We start from the raw sequence: 22,375 nt of genomic DNA, 5'->3' as shown, positions 1-22,375 counted from the left end.
AAACCCATGCTAATAAAATCTATAGGTAATTCCAAAACTCATCTTCGTATTGGATTCTACATATGGCAACGAAGGATTAATCTTTTCAATTTCGTCAGTATGTTCAATTCTTGCAAATAATGAAACAGCATTCTCGATATAATAATATGTGTCGAGACTGGCCGAAGAAAAATGGTGTTCAATAACGGTATTTTCCCAGTCTGCTTTATCTTTTTTAATACCGATTTGAAGATCACTTCCTATTTTGTCGCTAAATTGATAAAACATTCTCATAACAACATTTGCTGCGTCCCTTTTTTTAGGATAGACACGTTCAATGTTTACTTCGGTCTTTAAATATGCATGAAGATAAAGAGAAAAGGGGTAACCAAATTCTGCTTGAACAATTACTCCATCATCTTTTTTTGCAATGGTGTTTTCTTCTACAAAGAAATAGGTTGAGGCACCGATCGTATTGGGATTGGGATAATGCAATGAACCGTAAACGCCATATCCTGCCTGTATCGAAAATCCGTACAAACGGGGAAATATCGATTGTTCAACAACTTCATGAACCCGCAACACTTCATACGCCGTGACGTTCTTTACCAATCCTTTTTCAAGGAATACACTAAAAACGTCATCCAGCAAATATTTTGAAAACCGCTCATGTAACACATTGTATTGTTCTTTTTTTGCAATAATATTTACAATGTCAATAATTTCGTCTCTTGTCAGAGTGCGGATGAAGTACCCGTCGTTGTTCAATTTTTCGATGATATTCACAACGGTGAATACAGCACTTGCGTCCCGCATTTTTCCATAACCAATACCTGCGTTGATGTCGTTTGCAGCGAAATTATATTTTTGAGAATAGTTATTTGATTGTCTGTCCGAAGAATAGGAGTATGTATATGAATAATTAGCAAAAATGTCTTCAAGAATAAAGAGATACCACTGATCGGGAATTATATAGCGGGAATACTGTGCGGATAAGGAGGTGATGAAACGATCTTTTTTTTCGGTGATGCGATTCGAAAGGTTGGGAATGCGATATTCATCATTCGTTGACTGATGGTTCCCTTTTAGTAATGTTGAAATGGATAGCGCATATTCTTCATTAAAATATCCATAACGTCCATCCGTGCGAAATTCATATCGTTGCTCAGTATATTCTTTTGGCGATACATTGGATCTGTTACGGTTCCAATAAAATCCTGATAAATTTCCCGTCACTCGAAGAAATTCGGATTGGGGGATTCGAAAATCTTCAATGGAAATATTTTGTGAAAATGCGGTAAGAGAAATTGTGTAAAAAAATAGAGTCGTAAGGAAAATACGTTTCATCAAAAACACCCTATCGAATAGGTAAAACGTTACCAACAATCAATTGAATTGATCTTTTAATCTATATCTCTATCCCGTACTCCAATCAGGTACAAAATCCCGTCCAATCCCAGAGTAGAAATTGCTTGTTTTGCAGTTTGCCGTACGATCGGTTTAGCGTTAAATGCAATTCCAAGGCCGGCCAGATTGAGCATGGGAAGATCGTTTGCGCCGTCGCCAACAGCAATAACTTGTTCGAGCGATATCTGTTCTTTCACAGTAATCTCTTTGATGATTTCCGCTTTCCGCTTTCCGTCGACGATTGTTCCTTTTACGTTTCCTGTTACTGAGCCGTTGATCATCTCCAATTCATTCGCGAAGACATAATCGATGCCGAGTTGTTGTTTAAGAATATTTCCGAAATAGGTAAATCCGCCCGAAACGATTGCTGTTTTATATCCTAATTTTTTTAGTGTGGAAATTAACCGTTCAGCGCCGTCGGTTAACGGGAGAGCGTCGCCAATTGTTTTTACTTTTGCTTCCGTCAATCCTTGCAACAACGATAATCGTTTCGTGAAACTTTGAGTGAAATCTAATTCGCCTCGCATTGCGGATTCGGTGATGTTGACGACAGCTTCGCCGACGCCGTGCGCTTTTGCAAGTTCATCGATCACTTCAATTTGAATGAGCGTGGAATCCATGTCGAACACCACCAGTCGTCTATTCCTTCGGTACATCGAATCGGCCTGAAACGCGATGTCGATATCAAATTCATGAGTGATATTCATAAATGCAGCCCTCAGTCCAAGCGAATCTTCCAATTCGCCGCTGACAAGAAATTCCACGCATGCTCGCTGTTCTTCACTTTTTTGATTTAATGATGCGCGGCCTGAGAGCCGTTCGATGATGTCGATATTCAAACGGTGATGTTCAATCACGCCGGAAACTTTTGCAATATGCTGGGCCGTGATTGTCCGGCCGAGAAGCGTAACGATATATCGGCTTTTTGCCTGTTCATTCACCCAGGTGCCGTATTCCTCTTCGGTAATCGGCGTAAAGCGGATCGTAAGACCAAGATGCTGTGCTTTTAAAAACACCTCTTTGATCATTTCATAGGATGCGGATTTTGACGGTACGTCGAGCAGTAATCCAAGCGAAAGTTGATTATGAATAACCGCCTGTCCGATATCAAGAATTCGAATATCATAACGGGAAAGAAGATTGGTAATTTTACTTGTCAGTCCAGGTTTATCGATTCCGGAGATACTGGCGAGAATAAGTTCGTTCATAAAGGCAGTAATTAGGTCTTAGGTGTTAGGATATAGTTTATAGAAGTCAAAAAGTTAGTCAGATGTTCAATACTTCGAGAGTTAAAGAATAAAATAAAATACAGAGAAGTAGTGAAAAATTGAAACTGATATTGAAAGGAAATATGGGTAACACTTTTCAGGTTTTTAAATTAAAATATCAATTACCCATTCTCCACTATCAATTGCTCTTTAATTCTCCAACCACTTCTTCCATCCATCGTAGTTAAAATCTCTTCCAAGAAATTCTTTTACCATTGAATCTGCCGGTTTTGATCCGCCTCGTGCGAGAACAAGATCGCGGTATTTTTTAGCAATATCAGATTTCATCATGTTTGATTTGTCAAACAGACTGAAAAAATCTTTTGCGATCACCAGTGACCACATGTAGGTATAATAGATGGCGGAATATCCATCAAGATGGCCAAAGGATGTTTGAAAATGCGTTCCTTCCACATATTTGTACGGTGTATATCGCTCGCGAAGTTCTTTCGACAATTGATCCGTATTAACAGCACTTGGAACTCTGTCGTAACATGAAAGCGAAAGTTTTGCATAGAACATCTGCTGGCGGATGAACAATCCTTTTCCAAATTCATCAGCGCGTTTCATTTGCTCAACCAGCGATGCCGGGATCGGTTCGTCCGTTTGATAATGCAGAGCAAACGTCTGCAATATTGAAGTGTCCCACGCCCACTCTTCAAGTAACTGGGAAGGAACTTCAACAAAATCCCACTCACATGAAATTCCTGAAAGCCCCATCCATGGTTGACGTCCGGCAAAAAGATGATGAAGCAGATGGCCAAATTCGTGGAAAAATGTTTCCACGTCGTTATGCTCCATCAAACCCGGATCACCCTCTATACCACCGGGAAAATTGCAGATGAGTGCTGCTTCAGGAATCTGTTTTCCCGCAACACCGTTGCAGATTCCGAATTGTGCTGCGTGGTTGTATTTATTCTCTCGAGGATGCATATCAAGATACAAACGACCAACAAGCAGATCGTTTTCAAACATTTCGTAGCATTCTACTGAATGATGCCACACGGGAATTGTTCCGTTTACCTTAAACTCGACATCGAACAATTTGCTCATTGTATTTAAAATCCCTTGCTTCACTTTTTTGTATTGCAGGTAAGGGCGGACTTTTTGTGCGTCAAAACTATATTCGGTTCGTTTCAACAGCTCAGAATAATAGCCTGCTTCCCACGGATTGATCTCAGTGGTATTCGGAACATCTTGTTGTTTCCGCGCAAGAAGCTGTTTGTAGTCTCCTATTGATTTTTGCAGCGAAACAGAGGCGATATGTTCTATAAATTCAGATGCGTTTTTCTCGTTTTTCACCATCTTATCTGCCGTAACGCAAGCAGCGAAATTTTCAAATCCTAATACTTGTGCAAGTTCGTGACGTTTCGTAATCAATCGATCGAGTACTTCCATATTCTTCGGGTATGCGCGATTGTTAAATTCCATGTACATTCGTTTTCGCAAACTTTCGTTCTTAGCATATGTCAACACCGGAACAGCATCGGGATAATCTGTCGTGAGAATGATCTCGGCGTTTTCATTCGGTTTGTGACGGTCGATGTAATCTTGCGGAAGCCCTTCAAGTTCTTTTACTTCGGTCACTTTTACACTGCGTTTGTCTTCGCGGATATTACGGGAAAATTCTTGGCTGATCAGAACCAATTCTTCACGAATAGCTTTGATCTTGTTTCGTGTTGCTTCATCTTTGTCTACACCGGCTAAACGGAAATCGCGAAGAGTTTTTTCGAGAAAAAATTTTGTGGAATCGTCCGCGCTGGAAATATCGATTGCCACAAGCGCGTCATACACCGCCCGATGAAGGGAGAGTTCGGATCCGAAAGCAGAAATTTTTTGACTGAACTGTTCTGAAGTTGTTCGCATTATTTCTTCAGGGTGAACATTCTCCATCAAATTTGCCTGTGAACCCGCAGCGTCAAGATTGGTAAGAATCGCGTCATAGAGTGTCAACGAATTTTCAACAGTGCGTGTACCGGTAATGGATAAAAGTTTTTCCATTGAAGATCGAGCATGAGCAAGATGCGATTCAAGTTTGTTTGAAAAATCTTCTGTTGTAGTAATGCCGGTGAAAAACGGTATATCAGTTGTCATGGGATGCAAATTTTATTGGAAATTGTTATGCAGCGAGAAAAAACCAGTCCTGCTGAGCGAGTCCGTCGTTGGCGGACGAGTCGAAGCATGATAGTAATTAGTGAATGAAAAACCGCTCCTAACTTTCTTCTGTCAAAATAAGCGGGGTGAATGCAATATGCGAAAAAATATCGATGGGAAAAAGAGGTGGGGTAGTGTCTTAGTTTGGTTACTAAACATTAACGAGTATACCCATCCTGAGCAAGCGACGTGTTTTTTTTTGCGCCAAAGGATTCCTGGTTCGACTCGTCCCTTCGGGACTCGCTCACCATGAGCACAATTTAAAGTGAGACACTATCAGAAGTGGTTGTTACGATTGCAGCCAGAGAACGGCATCATCATAGTTTCGAAAAATATGGATTTCTTCAGAAACTTCATCTCCTCGAAGCATTTCATAGATGCGGGACATCCCATACGTAAAATCGGATGCCGAAATAATTGCCAGCCGTGGGCGATGTCCAAGACGATCTTTTGGATTATACATTGATATCAAATTACGGAGAGCTTCAGATGATACATTGAACCGATCGACTAATCGAAGATCGACAAGATCCTTCGCGGTAGGATTGTAATCAGGTCTGGTAAGCAATGCCTGATATGAAGCAATAAGTTCACCGTCCGAAATGGAACCGCTATAGGTGGCGGTCCGAATATTGGTTTCGATATCGAATGAAAATGTAATCATAATGTTTATTGATTATTGCCGACGCCTACTTCGGTAATAATCTAAGAGGAATGTATTTCATTCGCAAAAGGTTTTTGTCGTACGATAAGAACATCATTGATAGTATTTCCGCAATTTTATACTTTAGACAGAACCCTTCATGAATGTAGTTTATTATAATCTATGAAAAACATACTAATTTTTACCTGTTTGTTCGGATTAGCAGCTGTATTGAACGGCTGTATCAAAGAAAACAATAGTGTTGAGTTTGGAATTAATTCCGATAATCTTTTATTTGCGAGTTCAACCAATCTTGTCATCTTGAAAGGGAACGGAGGTTCCTCTGTTATTACCGGCGGGATTGAACCATATTCTATTATGGAGATAATCAATGGCTCGTCAGTATCGGCTCAAATATCCGGCCGCCAGCTACAAGTGAATGCACTTGTCGAAGGAATATCTTCTATAAAAGTAAAAGATTCTTCCTCGCCGTCTAAAACGGTCACTGTTACGGTTTCTGTCAAGTCTACGTATACAACCAATACAGCAGGAATTCTTTCGTTCGAATCGAATCGCGGAAATTTTTCTGTCAACGGAATTGCACAATATGGCATCAACCCACCGGCATCAGGTTCCGGTGCCATTGCCATTCAGGATTTTCAATCCATTACACTATTTGCATACAAAGTGAACTCTTCCACCAATATTGATGTGACGATGATAGAATTTGAAAGCAATACGTCCAACTATTCCGGAACATTTGTCTATCCCGGTATGGGTAAACTGGCGTATATTTCTTACTTCCCGAATAATAACCCTAACGATTCTACTTATTTACATTCAGGATTTATTCTTGCCTCTTCAGCAACTGCTTCGGTAGAATCAGTCACTTCCACAAACATACAGGGGACATTTTCCGGCAAAGGATATTCGGCTATAGCGGGTGCGTTATATCTCAACGATAAAATTGATGTGACGAAGGGAATATTCAACATTCCGCTTCTTCAAATAGGAGGGGTGGGTGAAACGATGGTTGAAAAGAATGTTTCAAAAATAGTGCAAAAAATATTTTTACAACGCAAAATGTATTGACACCGTACACTGTTCAGAAGAACAATTTGTGTTAGTTACAATTTCTCTATCAAGAACCGCAATATCTTTAATTTCCATTCGCTATACGGCGGTACTTTCAAAAACCAAAATTCAAGCCAGGTCGGTTTTTCCATAATTGCTTTGTAATGGGAAAACGTCTTAAATCCTTCAAATCCATGATACGCACCGATGCCGCTGGAACCGACTCCTCCCAATGGCAGATGATCGTTCGCAAAATACATAACGGCATCGTTCCCGGATCCTCCGCCAAACGAAAGTTCGTTGAATAACTTTTCTTTCTCACCATTGTTTGACCCGAAAACATATAAGGATAACGGTTTTGGGTAATCTTTTACTCTGCTGATTGCTTCGTTAAGATCGTCGTATCGAACAACAGGCAGCACCGGCCCGAAAATCTCCTCCTTCATAATCTCATCGTCGAACGTTACGTTATTCATGATGGTAGGTGCAATGAATAAATTTTTTTTGTCAACGGTTCCGCCATAGTATACTTTTTTTGGATCAATCAATTGCTGAATTCGATCGACATGCCGTTCATTAACGATGGCCATATAATTTTCCGAAACGGCATGTTGCGGATAATGACGTTCCAACACTTTTTTCATCTCCGCTAGCAATTGTTGTTCAATGGAGGAGTGGACCAAAAGGTAATCAATGGCAACGCACGTTTGGCCGGCATTCAATAATTTTCCCCAGACAATTCGTTTTGCTGAAGTGACAATGTCGCAATCCGGCAGGACGAACGCAGGATTTTTTCCTCCCATCTCCAGTGTGACCGGAGTGAGGTGTTTTGCTGCTGCTTCATAAACGATCTTTCCAATCTTCGTCCCTCCGGTGAAGAAGATGTAATCAAACTTTTGCTCAAGAATTTCTTTTGCTGTTTCGGCTCCTCCTTCAGCGGCATAACAATATTCTGGGGTAAACGTCTTGTTGATGATCGATGCCATGATTGCCGATGTTTGCGGTGCTACTTCACTCGGTTTCACAACAGCTGTATTTCCCGCTGCAAGAGAATCAACAAGCGGGATGAGTGTTAATTGATAGGGATAATTCCACGCACCGGCAATATATGTCACTCCAAATGGCTCCGGAAGAAGGTAACTGCGGGCAGGAAAATTAACAAGATTGGTTCGCACACGTTTTTTTCTGCTCCATTTTCTCATATTCTTCCGCATGAATGATATCTCGCGGTAGACAAGAGAGAGTTCCGATGTGAATGTATCGTACCGCGATTTTTTTAAGTCGGCGTAAATTGCATCGAAGAGTTGTTGTTCGTTCTCCTTCAACGCCTGTTCAAATTTCTGCAGCTGCATTATTCGGAAATCGACATTGCGTGTAATGCCGGATCGAAAAAGTGTACGTTGCGCGGTAACGATATTAGCTACATTCATAACAATGCCAATCCAATAATTTATCCGAGCGGACAAGCAGGAACGCTCGTTCTACATTTCAGGTTTATTTTCTTCCAGTGAATTCATCCATCGTGTGATAGATTTTTAAAAATTCACCGACAATCAGATCGAACACTCGTGTCGGTAGAATACCCTTGAAGAATTGCAACGTGTAAACAATCAACGGCATACGAACATGCAAACTATTCTTTTCTATACTGCGGATGATTTTTCGAACCGTCGGTTCCGGTCTATTGATCGGAACAACGATGGAAGTTTTTACACCGTCAAACATTCCGGTGCTGATATAATAGGGAGTAACACAAGTGACATGGACGTTTGTTCTGAGCCTTTCCATTTCCAATCGTAATGAATCGGACCATCCGATCACGGCCCATTTGCTTGCTGCATAGATGGACATTCTGGGATTACCAACCATTCCGCCAGCCGAGGCGATGCTGACGATGTGTCCTTTATGTTGTTTGATCATCTCCGGAAGAAATTCACGTGTTACATGCATCATTGCATCGGCATTAATGGACATTGTTCTATCAATATCTTCATGTGTGTGTTCGTGAAAATATTTTCCGACGATAATTCCCGCATTGTTGATGAGAATGTCAATGGGTCCTGAATCATTCAACACTTGTTTTGCCGTTGAACAGATCTGCTCAATAATGGAAACATCAACGATATATCCTTTGACATTTTGATGATGGGAAGAAAATTCTTTTACCGTTTCATCAAGCAGTTGTCGATTAATATCCCAAATCACTAATGTTCCGCATCCTTTATCCAGCAGATGTTTTCCCATTAATTTACCAATGCCCGAAGCGCCTCCGGTAATGAGGACAGATGAATTTCGTATTTCACTCATTTCGTCTCCTCCTAAAATTCTTGCAGAATATAGGTGGAAGAATTGAAGAAAGCTGTAAAAGAGTTACTGCATTTTTGCTATCTCAATAGCGAGCATTTCAGCAGCCGGAGGATGAAACCGGAACCAGAGCTCTGGTTCAATCAATTCCAATTCAGAAACAGCCAAATTACCATTGTTATCTCTCAATAGATCAACTCTTGCATAAACGGGAACAGGTTCGCATACAGAGACTGTTCTTTCCGCAAAACTAATTTCCTCCTTTGTTGGAGTGTAGTGGTGAACAGTTCCGCCAAAGTCATCCTGCACACGAAAATCTCCGGGCTTTGCTTTTTTAAGCACCGCGTGTGTGTATGTGCCTCCAATAACGATAAGCGTGATTTCTCCGTAGGTTATGACGGAATCGAGAAACGGTTGAAGCATCATCGCTTCCTGCGAAATCAGTTGTTGAAAGATCGTTTCATGCTGATCAAGATTATGATTGTTCAAACGATAGGTGTGCCGCGCTCCGCCGGACATGACAGGTTTGAGAATAGAATCTTTTAATCCATATTGATGGTGAAGATGACGGAGGGATGTCGATTCATTTTTCTCTATATAAATGGTTTCAGGAATTGCGATCCCAAATTTTTCCAGGTCGCGCAAGTAATGCTTATCAATATTCCAAAGAATTGTCTTCGGCGGGTTGATCAACACACTCTTTTCCGAAACATTCCGAATAAAATTCAGAAACTCGCTATACCGTTCCGTGTAATCCCATGCCGCACGCATAAGAGCGAATTGCGTTGAAGACCAATCAAACTCTTTGTTTGACCAATCAAGTCTATGAACGCGTAATCCTTTTCGCTCCAAAGCATCGCTTACCAATTGATCTTCCTGTAGAATTTGCTGCACATACCAATCGGGATTCGTTGGACGAAGGTATCGTTCGGCAGTGAGAAGAGTAATATCGTAGGACTTCATTTTCAGAAAGGGCAATAAGAGATGAAATCAGATATGCTTTTTATTGAAGTAATGTAAATGAAAACCATTGTCATTTCAACTTTTCTTTTATACTTTGGCAGAAGTATTATTTTGAGGAAGAACAATAATGTCTGCTATTGCAGCGATCAATCTTTCGAAAACGTATAAACAATTATTTAAACCGCCGGTTGAAGCGTTACATAATGTCTCGTTTTCGATCAACGAAGGAGAGATGGTCGGGTTGATCGGACCAAATGGTGCCGGGAAATCAACGCTGATGAGATTGCTACTTGGATTCCTTCCGTCTGATTCCGGTGAAGTGACGTTGTTTAATGAACATCCGGAATCTCTTCATGCTCGGTCGCAGATTGGATATCAGGCAGATACGCAATTCCGCGCAAAGAATGTCACGGTCAAATCATTCCTGCTGCTTCACGCCCGGTTAATTGGCATTGAACGTCCCGAAGAACACATCGAACAATTGTTGAAAACATTTGAACTTTTTGATGCATACAAACGTCCGCTTGCATCACTCTCCAAAGGAATGAGACAAAAATTGGAATTAGTGTTGGCATTTCTTGGTTCCCCGAAACTAGTGTTTCTTGATGAACCAACTGCGGCGCTTGATCCTCCTTCCGTTTTTGTTTTAAGAGACTTCCTTGCAGAGAAAAAGAAAACCGGAATTACCGTTTTGTTCAGCTCACATCATTTAACCGAAGTCGAATCGATCTGCGATCGTATTATCTTTATCAGCGACGGAACTGTTGTTGACGATTCTCCAATGAAGAATATTGGTCCGGGGCATCTCGAACAGCTCTTCCGAAAGAATCTTGGCATGAAGGGAACCATGTCATGAGAACTTTTCCCATTCTCTTTACAGCAGAGTTTAAACGATTTTGGACGATAGGAATGATCGTTTTTAGCATCGCTATTATCGCAGTAGGATTAATTCCTTCAGTCGTTATGGTGCAAAGCGGCATGGTAACAACACTCTCAAAACTGATCGTCTCTGCTGATTCGTTTCTTTCTTTTTTTACATTTCTTATTTTTTCCGCCGGCATTGTCGGCGCCGATGTCACTAGTGGATGGCTGCGCACGCTTCTTATTCGTTCGATCACAAGAGAGCAGTATGTGATAACGAAGATCCTTGTCGTCTTTGCATCAACACTTATTGTGTACGCGGTAGGGATTTTGATTGCTGCAATAGTATTAATGTCTGATCCGAAATTGACATTTACAATCGATCTTTCGTTGTCAGCGATGATAATGTTATTGAAGTGCTGCCAGGCGTTATTACTGATCATTCTTTCTACATTGGTTTCGTGCCTTGTTCAAGGTTCGTTCAATTCGTTTTTTGTCTATGGCTGGATGGTGGTTGGACAGTTAATAAATTTTCTCGTCATGCGGAAATATTGGGACTTAAAGTGGGCTGTTGTTTTGAAAGATTATTTATTCCCTAATGGATTTGAAGATGCACAACAATCATTATTGTCCGATATGGCATTTCCGTACGCCGAACTGTTATGGGGTTGTGCTGCGCTGACAATTTTTTTTGCAGCAACGCTGTTTGCTATGAATAGAGTTGTTGTTGATGTAGGATCGGAGTAAGGCATGAACCAACGCCGCAATCAGGAAATAAAAATCTTTGCAGTCATCGGTATAGTCTGTGCAATTGCTGCTGCTATTATTGAATACTATCCCACAACAACATCAATGCAATGGGTACCGTACGAATCGGCATTTCAACGAGCAAAGACGGAAAATAAATTAGTGTATTTAGATGTGTATGCCGAATGGTGCGGACCGTGCAAGATGATGGATAAAACAACGTATACCAACCATGTAGTGACTTCATCATTGCAAAACAATTTTATTGCAACACGAGTGAATATCGATGATGAGCGTGCTGGAGCTGAAGTGAAAAAGAAATTTAATATCGTCGCGATGCCGACATCGTTGCTGTTGACTTCAGAGCAATTGGAAGTAAGACGCAAAGTTGGATATATGGACGTTGAAAAATTTATCGATTGGATTGTCGATACAACAGTTTCAGAATTTATGGTATGGGATGATTTTGCCACTGCGTTAGCGAATGCAAAAAGAGTAAATAAATCGTTATTTGTATTGGTGCTCCACGATTCGTTAAAAGTCTTTGAATTACAGAGGTCATTCCAAACACCGGTTGTGAAACAAATTATCAAGGATCGATTTATTCCTACCATTCTTTTTGATATTAATCCAAACCACCGAAAGATCATTCAACAATATTCACTTCTTCCATTTTTGGATTTTATTGGCTGTATCTATACATTTTCTCCTTCGATGGAGCTGCGGCAGACATTACCGCTTCGGAATGACGACGCGCAAAGGATAGAAGGAATGGTTCAGCAGTTAACATCGGAATCAGGCAAACGGAACTAAAATTCCTTTACCTTTCACTAATTCCTTTTTACCTTAATACACCCGTGCTGATAAATTATTATCGATTTGTCGGCAGGGGATAGTGCGTTTTAAAAGAACCAATACCGAGTCTGTGACTAACGATATCTACAGTAACATTTTTGATTCGGAGCATTTTCAGAGATTGAATGCTCTCAATGTCTCCGCGAAGAATCCTGCCGTTCTGCATGGGATATTTGGATCCTTATGGGCATTCGTTGCTGTCGCATTATATCGCCAAGCGAACGGACAAGTGCTGGTGGTGTTGGATGAACCGGAACGGGCAGAAAAACTTCGGGACGATTGCGCAACAATCATCGGCGATGCGAATGTAAAATTATGCATCGTTGAATCGCAGCACGCATCGCAAGCAATGGATATGTCCGCAACGCTTTCACAGATTGAGACGATGAAAGCGTTACAGGCGAATATCCCCGCTATTTATATTACCCACGCAACCGCATTGGGATTCGGCGTTCCGGATCGTCAAGCGTTTTCCAAAGCGGTCATTGAACTTTCTGCAAAAACAGATCATAATTTTGAACAACTGCTTGCGGCACTTTCCGATTTCGGGTTTGAACGAAAACAATTTGTTGAATCGTACGGAGATTTTGCATTACGCGGCGGTATTCTTGACATCTTCCCGTTTATTGGTGAACATCCGGTGCGGATTGAGTTTTGGGGAGATACGATTGAATCAATCCGTGAATTTGAAGTGTTATCGCAAAGATCAATCCGTGAATTACAATCAGTCAGTATCATTCCCGACGTATTGAAAAAAAACCGCAGCGAAGAAAGCAACGAAAAAAATAAAAATAACGTCTCTCTGTTTTCATATTTCTCTCCGGATGCGACCATTCTCTCCGAAGATCCATCTCTGCTCCAGAAGGAATTCGATGAACTGGAACTGGAAGGAGTACCGGTTGATTTTTCTTTTGAAGATGTGTTAAAAAGCAGTGAAAGTTTTTCACGGTTTACGCACGCTGCCTTTCAGGTTTCGCAAGCACAGATTGATTTTCAATCCCAATCCCAGCCGAGCGTGAATGGCAGTATCAAAATCCTTCGGGAAAAGATCAGTGAATTCTCTGAAAAAGGATTTAGTGTTATCATCACATCGGATAGGAAAGAAGAGCTGGAACGAATTCAAGACCTGATTGAAGAAGAGAGAGATCAGATATCAGATGTCAGAGATCAGAAAGTAGATTTTAGTGAACAGATGTCGGAAGATCGTGAATTACCTATTCCAATTGAGACAGAGATAGGAACTGAAGATTTTAAGGATTCTGCATTTCACCAAGTTATCTATTCTACGGAATCGTTCCATTCCGGCTTCGTTTTTGAATCCGCAAAGATCGCCATCTTTACTGAACATGAAATTTTCAACCGTGTAAAAGCACGCGCGGAGCGAAAACGTAGACGATTTAAAGGGCTCTCTGCAAAAGAACTTCATGCACTGCGAAAGGGTGATTATGTAACACATATCGATCATGGTATCGGAAAATTTCTCGGTTTAGAAAAAATCAGTGTCGGTGGTAATGAACAAGAAGTTGCAAAATTGGAATATGCCGAAAAAGGAACGCTCTTCGTCAATCTCAATTACATTACCCGAATTCAAAAATATTCCTCCGCTGAAGGACACGAACCGAAACTGAATAAGCTCGGCAGTCTGGATTGGGAAAAACTAAAGGCGCGGACAAAGAAAAAGATTAAGGACATTGCCCGCGATCTGATTAAACTCTATGCGAAACGAAAAATGGAACCGGGATTTGCCTTTCAGTCTGATACGCATTGGCAAAAGGAGATGGAAGCTTCCTTCATGTACGAAGATACACCGGATCAAGCACGGACAACCATTGAAGTAAAAGCAGATATGGAGTCCCCGCATCCTATGGACCGTTTGGTTTGTGGTGATGTGGGTTTTGGGAAGACAGAAATTGCTGTTCGGGCAGCATTTAAAACGGTGATGAACGGAAAACAAGTAGGTGTACTTGTGCCAACGACGATCCTTGCGCAGCAGCATTTTAATACATTTTCGGATCGTTTGGGTCGCTACCCGGTGAGGATTGCGTTGCTGTCCCGATTCAAATCGCCGAAAGAGATTAAAGAGTCGTTACAAAAACTTTCTGATGGAGAGATTGATATTGTTATCGGAACACATCGACTATTATCAAAAGATGTGAAATTCAAAGAACTCGGTTTACTTGTGATTGATGAAGAACAACGTTTTGGAGTATCTGCAAAAGAGAAACTTCGCGCAATGAAAGTCTCCGTTGATACTCTGACATTAACAGCAACTCCCATTCCTCGTACGCTCCATTTTTCGCTGATGGGTGCCCGCGATCTTTCGGTGATCAATACGCCTCCGCGCAACCGCTTGCCAATCCACACTGAGATTGCAACATTTGATAAAAAGATTATTCGTGAAGCGGTTGTTCATGAAATTCATAGGGGCGGTCAGGTTTTTATTGTAACAGATAAAGTGAGTAATATTGACATCCTTACAGCAACACTCACTGAAACAATCCCGGAGGCTCGGTTCCGTTTTGCGCATGGGCAGATGGAAGGGCATGAACTTGAGAAAGTGATGATCGATTTTCTTGAGCGTAAATTCGATGTTCTTGTAACGACCAAGATTGTTGAATCAGGAGTCGATATTCCTAGCGTTAACACAATCATCATTAACCGCGCTGATAAATTTGGATTGGCGGAATTATATCAACTGCGCGGCCGTGTAGGACGTGCTAACCTTCAAGCGTATGCCTATCTGCTTGTTCCGCCTATCAGCTTGCTGCCAAAACAAACGCTTCGCCGTTTGCAGGCAATTGAGGAATTTACGGAGCTCGGATCGGGATTGAATTTGGCAATGCGTGATTTGGAGATTCGCGGAGCAGGTAATATGCTCGGAGGAGAACAGAGTGGATTTATTATGGAGATGGGATTTGAGATGTATACGAAGATTCTTGAAGATGCGGTTGCAGAATTGAAAGAGCAGGAATTTGCGGAGGTCTTTGCCACGACATCACTTGAGGTAAAGCAACGACTGATAGAAACACAGGTGGATGCAGATATTGAAGCATACATTCCTGAATTTTACGTTGAAAGCGATACAGAACGGCTGGATATTTATCGCAGGCTCTACAAAACGGCAAATCAAAAAGAAGTTGATGAATTGAAAGCTGAACTGACAGATAGGTTTGGTGCACCAATGGAGGAAGTCGATAGTTTATTTTCTCTTGCTGCCGTTCGCGTGCTCGGATCACAATCTAATATCCGAAAAGTTGAATTAAATAAACGAACGCTTCGTTTGTTTCTTCCGTTAGAAGAGGATAAACATTTTTATGAGAACGGCATCTTTACCAATATGATGGCCTCTGTTTCAAGCATAAAGGAACCGCAAATACAACTGAAACAGGAAGGGAAAAATTTATTTCTACAAACATATTTAAAACATGCTGAAGGGGTAGAGCGAGTAAACGATGCAATGATTATTATTGAAAAATTAAAACAGTAATCGTATCCTATAGGCACTATGAATAATGCTATTAAAGTAATTCTTTTTGATCTCGGTCGTGTATTAATGGATATCGATTTCGATGCATTTCCCAACGCACTTGGATTGACCACGACGGAAACCCGTTTGAAATTCGATCAACGATTAATTCAAGAAAACGTTCGTGCGTATGAAACGGGAAAGATGACAACGGATGAATTTGTCGAAGCTCTCTTTGAGATTTTTCAACGCAAATTTTCCCGAAAAAAAATTCTCGAAGCGTTCAATGGAATCATTGTTGAAGATAATCAAGAGATCATTCTATTTGTAGAAAAAGTAAAACAGAAGTACCGAATTGCGGTACTGAGTAATACCTGCGCGAGTCATTGGGAAAAAGTAATGCACGTTTCAGCATTAATAAAAACATTTCCCGATACGTTCACTTCATTTCACCTTGGTGCCATGAAACCGGATAGCATTGTGTATGAAAAAGTTTGCGCTTCGCTTAATGTGCAGCCACAGGAAGTGCTCTTCATCGATGATCTGAAAGAAAATGTCGACGGAGCAATTGTCGCTGGGATGAAGGGAATTATTTTTACGAATACAAGACAACTTGAGTCTGATTTTGAAAAGTTTAACTAGAAAAATAGACTTAAAGTAATTTCTTAACTCTTTGCCATAACATTCTGCAATACCGACTTCTTGTCAGCCCTTTCGGACAAAAATTCCAAAAAAGTTCAAAAAACTCATTGTTTATTGGAGAAATCACTTGACTTTAGATTGAAATTCTGTAACTTTGTGTCCAGTGGTGGGTTAAAGTGGGTAAAAAATCATCAACAAAATAGGGCATTTAGTAGTCGTGTCATCATTTAAAGGTTCATTTCATTATACGGTTGACAATAAAGGTCGCATTAATATTCCTGCAAAGATGAGGAAAAATCTTGCACCCGAAGCGAATAATTCGTTCGTGATCACGCGCGGATTTGAGCCTTGTATTTTTGTCTACCCAAATGATGAGTGGGCAAAACGAGAATCGGAAATAGGAACATTGCAGCAGACTGATCCGAAGCATCGTCACTTTACACGAATGCTTTTACAATATGCTACGGATGTTGAATTGGATGGACAATATAGAATTGTTCTCTCAAAAGAATTGATAGAGTACGCAAAAATAGAAAACGAAGTTTTTATTCTTGGCGCATACGATCGTATTGAAGTGTGGAATCCGGCAGAGTTTAAAAAATATTTGGAAGGCCAGCAGGAAGATTACCTGACAGTAGCCTCAAAGGTTTTTGAAAAGAAAGTGTGATGATTCACTGTTACGTTCGCAGGGCATGCGGAGAAAATAATTATGTCGGCATATAAACAATCTCTGCAAATGCAACGGTACACAGAATGGTAACATCATCGTCGTATCATATTCCGGTAATGCTCAATGAAGTCATGGAGCATCTTTTTACCGTGAATAATGGAGTTTATGTGGATGGAACCTTGGGGGGAGGGGGACATGCAGAGAAAATTTGTGAACACCTCAATGATCAAGGTACGCTTATCGGTATTGATGCCGATGCAGACGCGATTCACGAAGCGGAAAAACGTCTGCAGCGTTTTCAACATAATATTCAACTAGTGAACGATAACACCGCACACATCGCAGCCATACTACACTCTTGTAATATTTCAACGGTTCACGGATTGTTGTTAGACCTCGGTGTCTCTTCTTATCAACTTGATGAAGCAAGCAAAGGATTTTCCTTTCGAGGCGATCAACGGTTAGATATGCGAATGGATCGCCGTCAATCGCTTGATGCGTATGCGGTGGTGAATTCCTACGAAGAAGAAGAGCTTGCTGATGTAATTTATCATTACGGGGAAGAGCGGTTGTCTCGGCGTATTGCTCGAAGAATTGTACAGCGAAGGGAAGAAATACCAATTGAAACGACCGGGCAGCTTGCTTCCGTGATTGAGAGTGTTGTCGGTGGAAAATTTGCCGTAAAATCTCTGGCAAGAGTATTCCAAGCGATCAGAATTGAAGTGAACAATGAATTACACCGGCTGCAATCCATATTACATGATTCTCTCGATTATATGGCTGTTGGCGGCAGGATCGTTGTTATTTCGTACCATTCTCTAGAAGACCGAATCGTAAAAACTTTTTTTCATGAATGTGCTGCGACAACAATTCCATCGGGCAACAAGTTTCAACCCGACACACCGCGCATTCCGGAATTGAGAGTGATTACCAAAAAACCGTTGGAAGCATCCGATGAGGAACAAAAGACCAATCCACGTTCGCGAAGTGCAAAAATGAGAGTGGCAGAAAGAATCTGAATTGAATGATCGTAGGTACATAAGGATGTATGGCAAAAAATTATTCTCGTAACCCAATAGATGTTGTAGATATGCCGAAGTTTAATGACAGGCAGTTCTATAATAACGCCATCTCTTTACCGCTTGATCCGCAGGAAAACGTGCCTGGTTACGCACTTCCTAAACAGAATGTTCGAAGGGTTAATACAAAAAAAAGAGCAAAAACATCAAATATCGTTGGAATTCTGTTTCTCGTTGCGACCGCCGCTCTATTATATGTAGGAAATGTTATCGCGGTTAATAATCTGGCAAAAGAAGTCAATGATCTGAATGTAAAGCATAATCAAATTATCAGTACCAATGAAGTGATCAAAGCAGAAATTAATCGCAAAGCGAGTTTAGAACGAATCAGTTTGATGGCGCAGGAAAAACTGGGAATGACAAACCCAAAAGAAGCACCAACGTGGTTTGAAGTAGATGGTGAAAAAGTAATTGAAATACAGAAAAATCTGCACCAGTAAACATAATCATACTATGTGGAATCCCTTTAAGAAAAATAATAACGAACAAACAGAGACACCTCAACAGAAAGATTATCACTATCGTCTGTTGACTGTGAAGATTTGTTTTCTGCTGGCATTTTGTGCTGCGGCAATGCGTTTGGTGCAGATTCAATTGCTTGATTCTGGAAAATATCAGGATATCGCAAAGAAACAGTATGAAGCGAGAGTGCCGCTCGTGGCACAACGGGGGAATATCTATGACCGGAACGGAAATGTTCTCGTAGCAAATTCCGAATTTGTTTCGTTTGCTGCCGATCCGAAGATTGCAGGAGACGATGCAAAACTTATCGCAAAAGAATTTTCTGCTATGACGGGAAAATCGGAACGGGAATACAATGCGAAACTCCAGAGCAGCAAACGGTTTGTCTGGATGGAACGGCATCTTCGTCCCGACGTTGCAGAAATGATACCGATGAAGAAATTAGGCGGAATCGTAAAAATGAATGAAGCAATGCGTCTGTATCATTACGATGAAATTGCCGGTCAGGTGTTGGGAGCAACAAACATTGACAATGTCGGGGTGAGCGGGATCGAGCAGCAATTCAACGATGTGCTTCGCGGACGAGACGGATATGTGATCATGCAAAAGGATGGTTTGGGAAGAAAACGTCCCTCTGTTGATTATCCGCGTGAAGAAGCGGTAAACGGACATTCCATCGAACTGACAATCGATCTACAGTATCAATCCATTGCCGATGAAGAATTAAAAAAAGGGATTGCACGGACGCAGGCCGATGCAGGTTTAGTGGTAATGATGCGCCCCCAAACGGGAGAAATTCTTGCGATGGCGAATTATCCGCAAGTGAATCTAAACAAAGTGCAGAATGCCGACGCACTGAAAAATCGCGTTGTGGCGGACATGTACGAGCCGGGATCAGTATTTAAAATTGTCACAGCTTCTGCAGCGTTGGAACAAGAAGGATTCACGCTAGAGAAACACTTTTATGCTGAAAATGGAAAATATAGAATTGAATATCCCGGTAAGAAGATCCGTTTGATTAACGATTCTCATCCATTGCGCGATGTAACGTTTTTGGAATCGATGGCATACTCGTCCAACATCGTCATGGCAAAAGCGAGCGATCTGATCGGCCAGGAAAAATTGTATAAAAAAGCGCGTGATTTTGGATTTGGAATGGCAACGGGAATCGAACTTCCCGCAGAAATTAACGGTCAATTAAAAAAGACTTCCGAATGGTCGAAGGCATCGTTGAACTCAATTGCGTACGGATATGAAGTCGGAGTGACACCGCTTCAGATTGTTTCAGCGTATTCAGTGATTGCCAATGATGGAATGTTAATGAAACCGTACATCGTGCAGAGGGAGAAGGATGAGAATGATCAGGAAGTATATGTGGGACAACCACAGATGATCCGTCGTGTCATTTCAAAACAGGTAAACGACCAAGTAAAGCAGATGCTGGAAGCGGTTGTAGAATATGGAACCGGTGTTTCTGTTAAAACACCCGGTGTGCGGATCGCCGGAAAAACAGGAACTTCACGAAAACATGTCGATGGAAAATATGAAGAGGGAAGTTATAACGCATCTTTTATAGGGTTTTTTCCAGTGGAAAAACCGGAAGTTGTCTGTTTGGTAATGATCGAAAAACCGAAAGCAGGGGGATATTATGGGGCGACTGCCAGCGCACCGATCTTCAAAGCAATTTCAGATCGGATCATCAACAATAATGGATTAATCGCAAAGACAATGATTGCAGAACAAAGTGTGCAGACGGTGAATCCAAAAGTTGATGCAACCGTCTCGATTCCTGATGTAGCAAATAAGGAGATGGATGATGCGGTTGCATCTTTAAAACAATCTGGTCTTGCAGCAAAAGTAATCGGGACAGGAGAAGAAGTGGTGCGGCAATATCCTCAAGCAGGAAAAAAAGTTGAACGTGGTTCCATTGTTCAATTGATGATGAATGAAACGGAACAGACCATTGCGGCCAGTGCTTTACGTGTGCCGGATGTGCGAGGACTAAGTGTTCGCCGTGCAGTAAATAAGCTGGCAGCAGAACAGTATGAAGTTTCCATCGTTGGCTCAGGAATTGTGATCAATCAATTTCCAAGCCCAGGTACTTCGATGAAGCAAGGAACAAAAGTGACGATCATGTGTGAGCCAAAAACGATTGCGACAGCTCAGCTTTATTAAATCAGTAACCAGATTGCAGAAAAAAGATCTCAGATTGTTTCAGAATATCAACGGGATGTTAGATCCGGAACGGATTATTGGCAGTTCGTTATTTTTGCCGTCATGAAATTTTGTAATCTTGAAAATTAATATTTAAAAATGACCCTCTCTGTATTATTACAAGGTGTACCTGTCTCCAAGATGTTCCAGACAACGTATGGAAAAATGGTGACAACGCACGATGTGAAAGTAAGCGGAATACAATATGATTCCCGTAAAGTACAACGAGAGAATCTTTTTGTGGCGTTAAAAGGTGCAGGTGTTGACGGACATACATTCTTATCGGCAGCGATTGCAAACGGAGCAAAAGTGATCGTGATGGAAGATGATCATGCCATTCCAGATGCAATGTGCATGCACACAGGAACAGTAAAAATTGTCGTCAGCAATACAAGAAAAGCATTAGCACAAATTGCGGCTAATTATTATGGCAATCCTTCGGCAAAGATGTCGATGATTGGAGTGACAGGAACAAACGGTAAAACGACCACAACATTTTTGATCAAACAAATGCTAGAATCGGATCCGAAGAATAAAGTCGGTTTGATCGGAACGGTAGAATATGCGATTGGCAATGAAAAACTTCCGGCAACGCATACCACACCGGAATCGCTGGAGATGCAGCAATTGTTCGAACAAATGGTGCAAAAAGGATGTACGCATTGTGTGATGGAAGTATCATCGCATGCACTGCAGCAGTATCGCGTACATGGAATCGATTTCAAAGCTGCCGTTTTTACAAATCTGACACAGGACCATCTTGATTATCATGGAACGATGGATCAGTATTTTCAGGCAAAGAAAATTTTGTTCGACGGATTAAGTTCTAAAGCTGTTGCAATAACAAATGTCGATTCTGAATACGGAACACGAATTGTAGAAGGTTGCAAAGCGAAGGTAATCACATATGGCGTAACGAATGCTGCAGATATAAAAGCAGAAAATGTTTCCGTCAGCGTGAATGGTTTTACTGCAATAATTGATAATAAACCTATTGCAACAACGCTTGTGGGAAGATTCAATGTCTATAATTTTCTCGGTGCGTTTGGCATAATGAAAGGATTAGGAATAACGCCGGAAGTTCACGTGTACTCAACGCTGATTCCGGCTCCGGGAAGATTCGATCAAATCCAATCTCCAAAAGGTTGGACTGCGATTGTTGATTATGCACATACTCCGGATGCGTTGGAGAATTGTCTTCAAACAATCCATGATGTGTTGCCGCAACGACGAAAAAACAAGATCATCACCATTTTTGGCGCAGGCGGAAACCGTGACATCACCAAACGTCCGAAAATGGGAGCAATTGCAGAACGGTTGAGTGATGTCATGATTGTTACATCTGACAATCCTCGTACGGAGGATCCAATGGAGATTATTAGCGATATCCTTGAAGGAATATCGGCAAAGGCAAAGCCAATAGTGGAATCAGACAGAGGAAAAGCAATTGCGAAGGGAATATCGATAGCACAGTCCGGTGATGTGATTCTGGTTGCGGGAAAAGGGCACGAGGATTACCAGGTAATCGGCAAAGAAAAGATTCACTTCAGCGATAAAGAAGAGATTTTAAAAAGTATTCATTGATTT

At 41.3% G+C, this 22,375-nt stretch carries 18 protein-coding genes; 11 read left to right on the top strand and 7 right to left on the bottom strand.

Translation table 11 applies throughout. The annotated features are described in order from the left end of the window. Positions 1-9: 9 nt before the first annotated feature. From WDA22_15960 to WDA22_15945, 4 genes are all read right to left on the bottom strand, one after another. Entirely contained in the window at positions 10-1,326 is a 1,317-nt protein-coding gene (locus WDA22_15960) for a hypothetical protein (GenBank protein ID MFA5834972.1), read from the bottom strand. 56 nt (positions 1,327-1,382) lie between these two features. After that, on the bottom strand, positions 1,383-2,594 hold the full coding sequence (gene serB / locus WDA22_15955) for a phosphoserine phosphatase SerB (GenBank protein MFA5834971.1): 1,212 nt from the start codon (positions 2,592-2,594) through the stop codon (positions 1,383-1,385). A gap of 210 nt (positions 2,595-2,804) precedes the next feature. Continuing rightward, positions 2,805-4,748 (bottom strand): M3 family metallopeptidase, encoded by a 1,944-nt coding sequence (locus WDA22_15950; GenBank protein ID MFA5834970.1) that lies wholly within the window; start codon positions 4,746-4,748, stop codon positions 2,805-2,807. 349 nt (positions 4,749-5,097) lie between these two features. Then, on the bottom strand, positions 5,098-5,472 hold the full coding sequence (locus WDA22_15945; protein MFA5834969.1) for a hypothetical protein: 375 nt from the start codon (positions 5,470-5,472) through the stop codon (positions 5,098-5,100). A gap of 162 nt (positions 5,473-5,634) precedes the next feature. Here WDA22_15945 and WDA22_15940 point away from each other — a divergent pair, with 162 nt between their 5' ends. Continuing rightward, positions 5,635-6,543: a hypothetical protein gene (locus tag WDA22_15940; GenBank protein MFA5834968.1), complete on the top strand. Its 909-nt coding sequence runs from the start codon at positions 5,635-5,637 to the stop codon at positions 6,541-6,543. A 35-nt stretch (positions 6,544-6,578) separates the two neighbouring features. Here the strand turns inward: WDA22_15940 and WDA22_15935 are convergent, their stop codons facing one another. From WDA22_15935 to WDA22_15925, 3 genes are all read right to left on the bottom strand, one after another. After that, on the bottom strand, positions 6,579-7,955 hold the full coding sequence (locus tag WDA22_15935) for an aldehyde dehydrogenase (protein ID MFA5834967.1): 1,377 nt from the start codon (positions 7,953-7,955) through the stop codon (positions 6,579-6,581). 64 nt (positions 7,956-8,019) lie between these two features. Next, on the bottom strand, positions 8,020-8,832 hold the full coding sequence (locus tag WDA22_15930; protein MFA5834966.1) for an SDR family oxidoreductase: 813 nt from the start codon (positions 8,830-8,832) through the stop codon (positions 8,020-8,022). A gap of 63 nt (positions 8,833-8,895) precedes the next feature. Beyond that, entirely contained in the window at positions 8,896-9,792 is an 897-nt protein-coding gene (locus tag WDA22_15925; GenBank protein MFA5834965.1) for a hypothetical protein, read from the bottom strand. Between the two features lie 127 nt (positions 9,793-9,919). On the opposite strand from WDA22_15925, the gene WDA22_15920 reads away from it, so the two are divergent. The 10 genes from WDA22_15920 (at position 9,920) to WDA22_15875 (ending at position 22,372) form a co-directional block, all read left to right on the top strand. After that, positions 9,920-10,648, top strand: coding sequence for an ABC transporter ATP-binding protein (locus WDA22_15920; GenBank protein ID MFA5834964.1), 729 nt, complete (start codon positions 9,920-9,922; stop codon positions 10,646-10,648). Further along, positions 10,645-11,400 (top strand): hypothetical protein, encoded by a 756-nt coding sequence (locus tag WDA22_15915; GenBank protein ID MFA5834963.1) that lies wholly within the window; start codon positions 10,645-10,647, stop codon positions 11,398-11,400. The genes WDA22_15920 and WDA22_15915 overlap by 4 nt, the downstream gene beginning before the upstream one ends. A gap of 3 nt (positions 11,401-11,403) precedes the next feature. Beyond that, complete coding sequence (locus tag WDA22_15910; GenBank protein ID MFA5834962.1) at positions 11,404-12,213, top strand: thioredoxin family protein; 810 nt, start codon at positions 11,404-11,406, stop codon at positions 12,211-12,213. Positions 12,214-12,325: 112 nt separating this feature from the next. Then, complete coding sequence (gene mfd / locus WDA22_15905) at positions 12,326-15,742, top strand: transcription-repair coupling factor (protein MFA5834961.1); 3,417 nt, start codon at positions 12,326-12,328, stop codon at positions 15,740-15,742. Between the two features lie 18 nt (positions 15,743-15,760). Beyond that, positions 15,761-16,363, top strand: a complete 603-nt coding sequence (locus WDA22_15900) for an HAD family phosphatase (GenBank protein MFA5834960.1) — start codon at positions 15,761-15,763, stop codon at positions 16,361-16,363. 217 nt (positions 16,364-16,580) lie between these two features. Continuing rightward, a complete protein-coding gene (mraZ, locus tag WDA22_15895; GenBank protein ID MFA5834959.1) occupies positions 16,581-17,030 on the top strand; it encodes a division/cell wall cluster transcriptional repressor MraZ in 450 nt (149 codons plus the stop codon). An 86-nt stretch (positions 17,031-17,116) separates the two neighbouring features. After that, positions 17,117-18,052, top strand: coding sequence for a 16S rRNA (cytosine(1402)-N(4))-methyltransferase RsmH (gene rsmH / locus WDA22_15890; GenBank protein MFA5834958.1), 936 nt, complete (start codon positions 17,117-17,119; stop codon positions 18,050-18,052). Between the two features lie 29 nt (positions 18,053-18,081). Beyond that, the gene (locus WDA22_15885) at positions 18,082-18,552 is read left to right on the top strand and encodes a hypothetical protein (protein ID MFA5834957.1); all 471 of its coding nucleotides are present in this window, start codon (positions 18,082-18,084) and stop codon (positions 18,550-18,552) included. Between the two features lie 13 nt (positions 18,553-18,565). Further along, positions 18,566-20,749 carry a penicillin-binding transpeptidase domain-containing protein gene (locus WDA22_15880; GenBank protein ID MFA5834956.1) on the top strand — a complete coding sequence of 728 codons (2,184 nt, stop codon included), beginning with the start codon at positions 18,566-18,568 and terminating at the stop codon, positions 20,747-20,749. A gap of 138 nt (positions 20,750-20,887) precedes the next feature. Further along, positions 20,888-22,372 carry a UDP-N-acetylmuramoyl-L-alanyl-D-glutamate--2,6-diaminopimelate ligase gene (locus tag WDA22_15875; protein MFA5834955.1) on the top strand — a complete coding sequence of 495 codons (1,485 nt, stop codon included), beginning with the start codon at positions 20,888-20,890 and terminating at the stop codon, positions 22,370-22,372. Positions 22,373-22,375: the final 3 nt, after the last annotated feature.

The sequence above is a fragment of the Bacteroidota bacterium genome, from assembly GCA_041658205.1.
Classification (GTDB): Bacteria; Bacteroidota; Ignavibacteria; order UBA10030; family UBA8401; genus UBA8401.
This window is presented reverse-complemented; position numbering and strand designations above follow the sequence as displayed.

What these genes read in the sequence shown, in the direction of transcription:
- WDA22_15960 (MFA5834972.1), bottom strand. Translation starts at nt 1,326, where the DNA reads ATGAAACGTATTTTCCTTACGACTCTATTTTTTTACACAATTTCTCTT.
- serB (MFA5834971.1), bottom strand. Translation starts at nt 2,594, where the DNA reads ATGAACGAACTTATTCTCGCCAGTATCTCCGGAATCGATAAACCTGGA.
- WDA22_15950 (MFA5834970.1), bottom strand. Translation starts at nt 4,748, where the DNA reads ATGACAACTGATATACCGTTTTTCACCGGCATTACTACAACAGAAGAT.
- WDA22_15945 (MFA5834969.1), bottom strand. Translation starts at nt 5,472, where the DNA reads ATGATTACATTTTCATTCGATATCGAAACCAATATTCGGACCGCCACC.
- WDA22_15940 (MFA5834968.1), top strand. Translation starts at nt 5,635, where the DNA reads ATGAAAAACATACTAATTTTTACCTGTTTGTTCGGATTAGCAGCTGTA.
- WDA22_15935 (MFA5834967.1), bottom strand. Translation starts at nt 7,955, where the DNA reads ATGAATGTAGCTAATATCGTTACCGCGCAACGTACACTTTTTCGATCC.
- WDA22_15930 (MFA5834966.1), bottom strand. Translation starts at nt 8,832, where the DNA reads ATGAGTGAAATACGAAATTCATCTGTCCTCATTACCGGAGGCGCTTCG.
- WDA22_15925 (MFA5834965.1), bottom strand. Translation starts at nt 9,792, where the DNA reads ATGAAGTCCTACGATATTACTCTTCTCACTGCCGAACGATACCTTCGT.
- WDA22_15920 (MFA5834964.1), top strand. Translation starts at nt 9,920, where the DNA reads ATGTCTGCTATTGCAGCGATCAATCTTTCGAAAACGTATAAACAATTA.
- WDA22_15915 (MFA5834963.1), top strand. Translation starts at nt 10,645, where the DNA reads ATGAGAACTTTTCCCATTCTCTTTACAGCAGAGTTTAAACGATTTTGG.
- WDA22_15910 (MFA5834962.1), top strand. Translation starts at nt 11,404, where the DNA reads ATGAACCAACGCCGCAATCAGGAAATAAAAATCTTTGCAGTCATCGGT.
- WDA22_15900 (MFA5834960.1), top strand. Translation starts at nt 15,761, where the DNA reads ATGAATAATGCTATTAAAGTAATTCTTTTTGATCTCGGTCGTGTATTA.
- rsmH (MFA5834958.1), top strand. Translation starts at nt 17,117, where the DNA reads ATGGTAACATCATCGTCGTATCATATTCCGGTAATGCTCAATGAAGTC.
- WDA22_15885 (MFA5834957.1), top strand. Translation starts at nt 18,082, where the DNA reads ATGGCAAAAAATTATTCTCGTAACCCAATAGATGTTGTAGATATGCCG.
- WDA22_15880 (MFA5834956.1), top strand. Translation starts at nt 18,566, where the DNA reads ATGTGGAATCCCTTTAAGAAAAATAATAACGAACAAACAGAGACACCT.
- WDA22_15875 (MFA5834955.1), top strand. Translation starts at nt 20,888, where the DNA reads ATGACCCTCTCTGTATTATTACAAGGTGTACCTGTCTCCAAGATGTTC.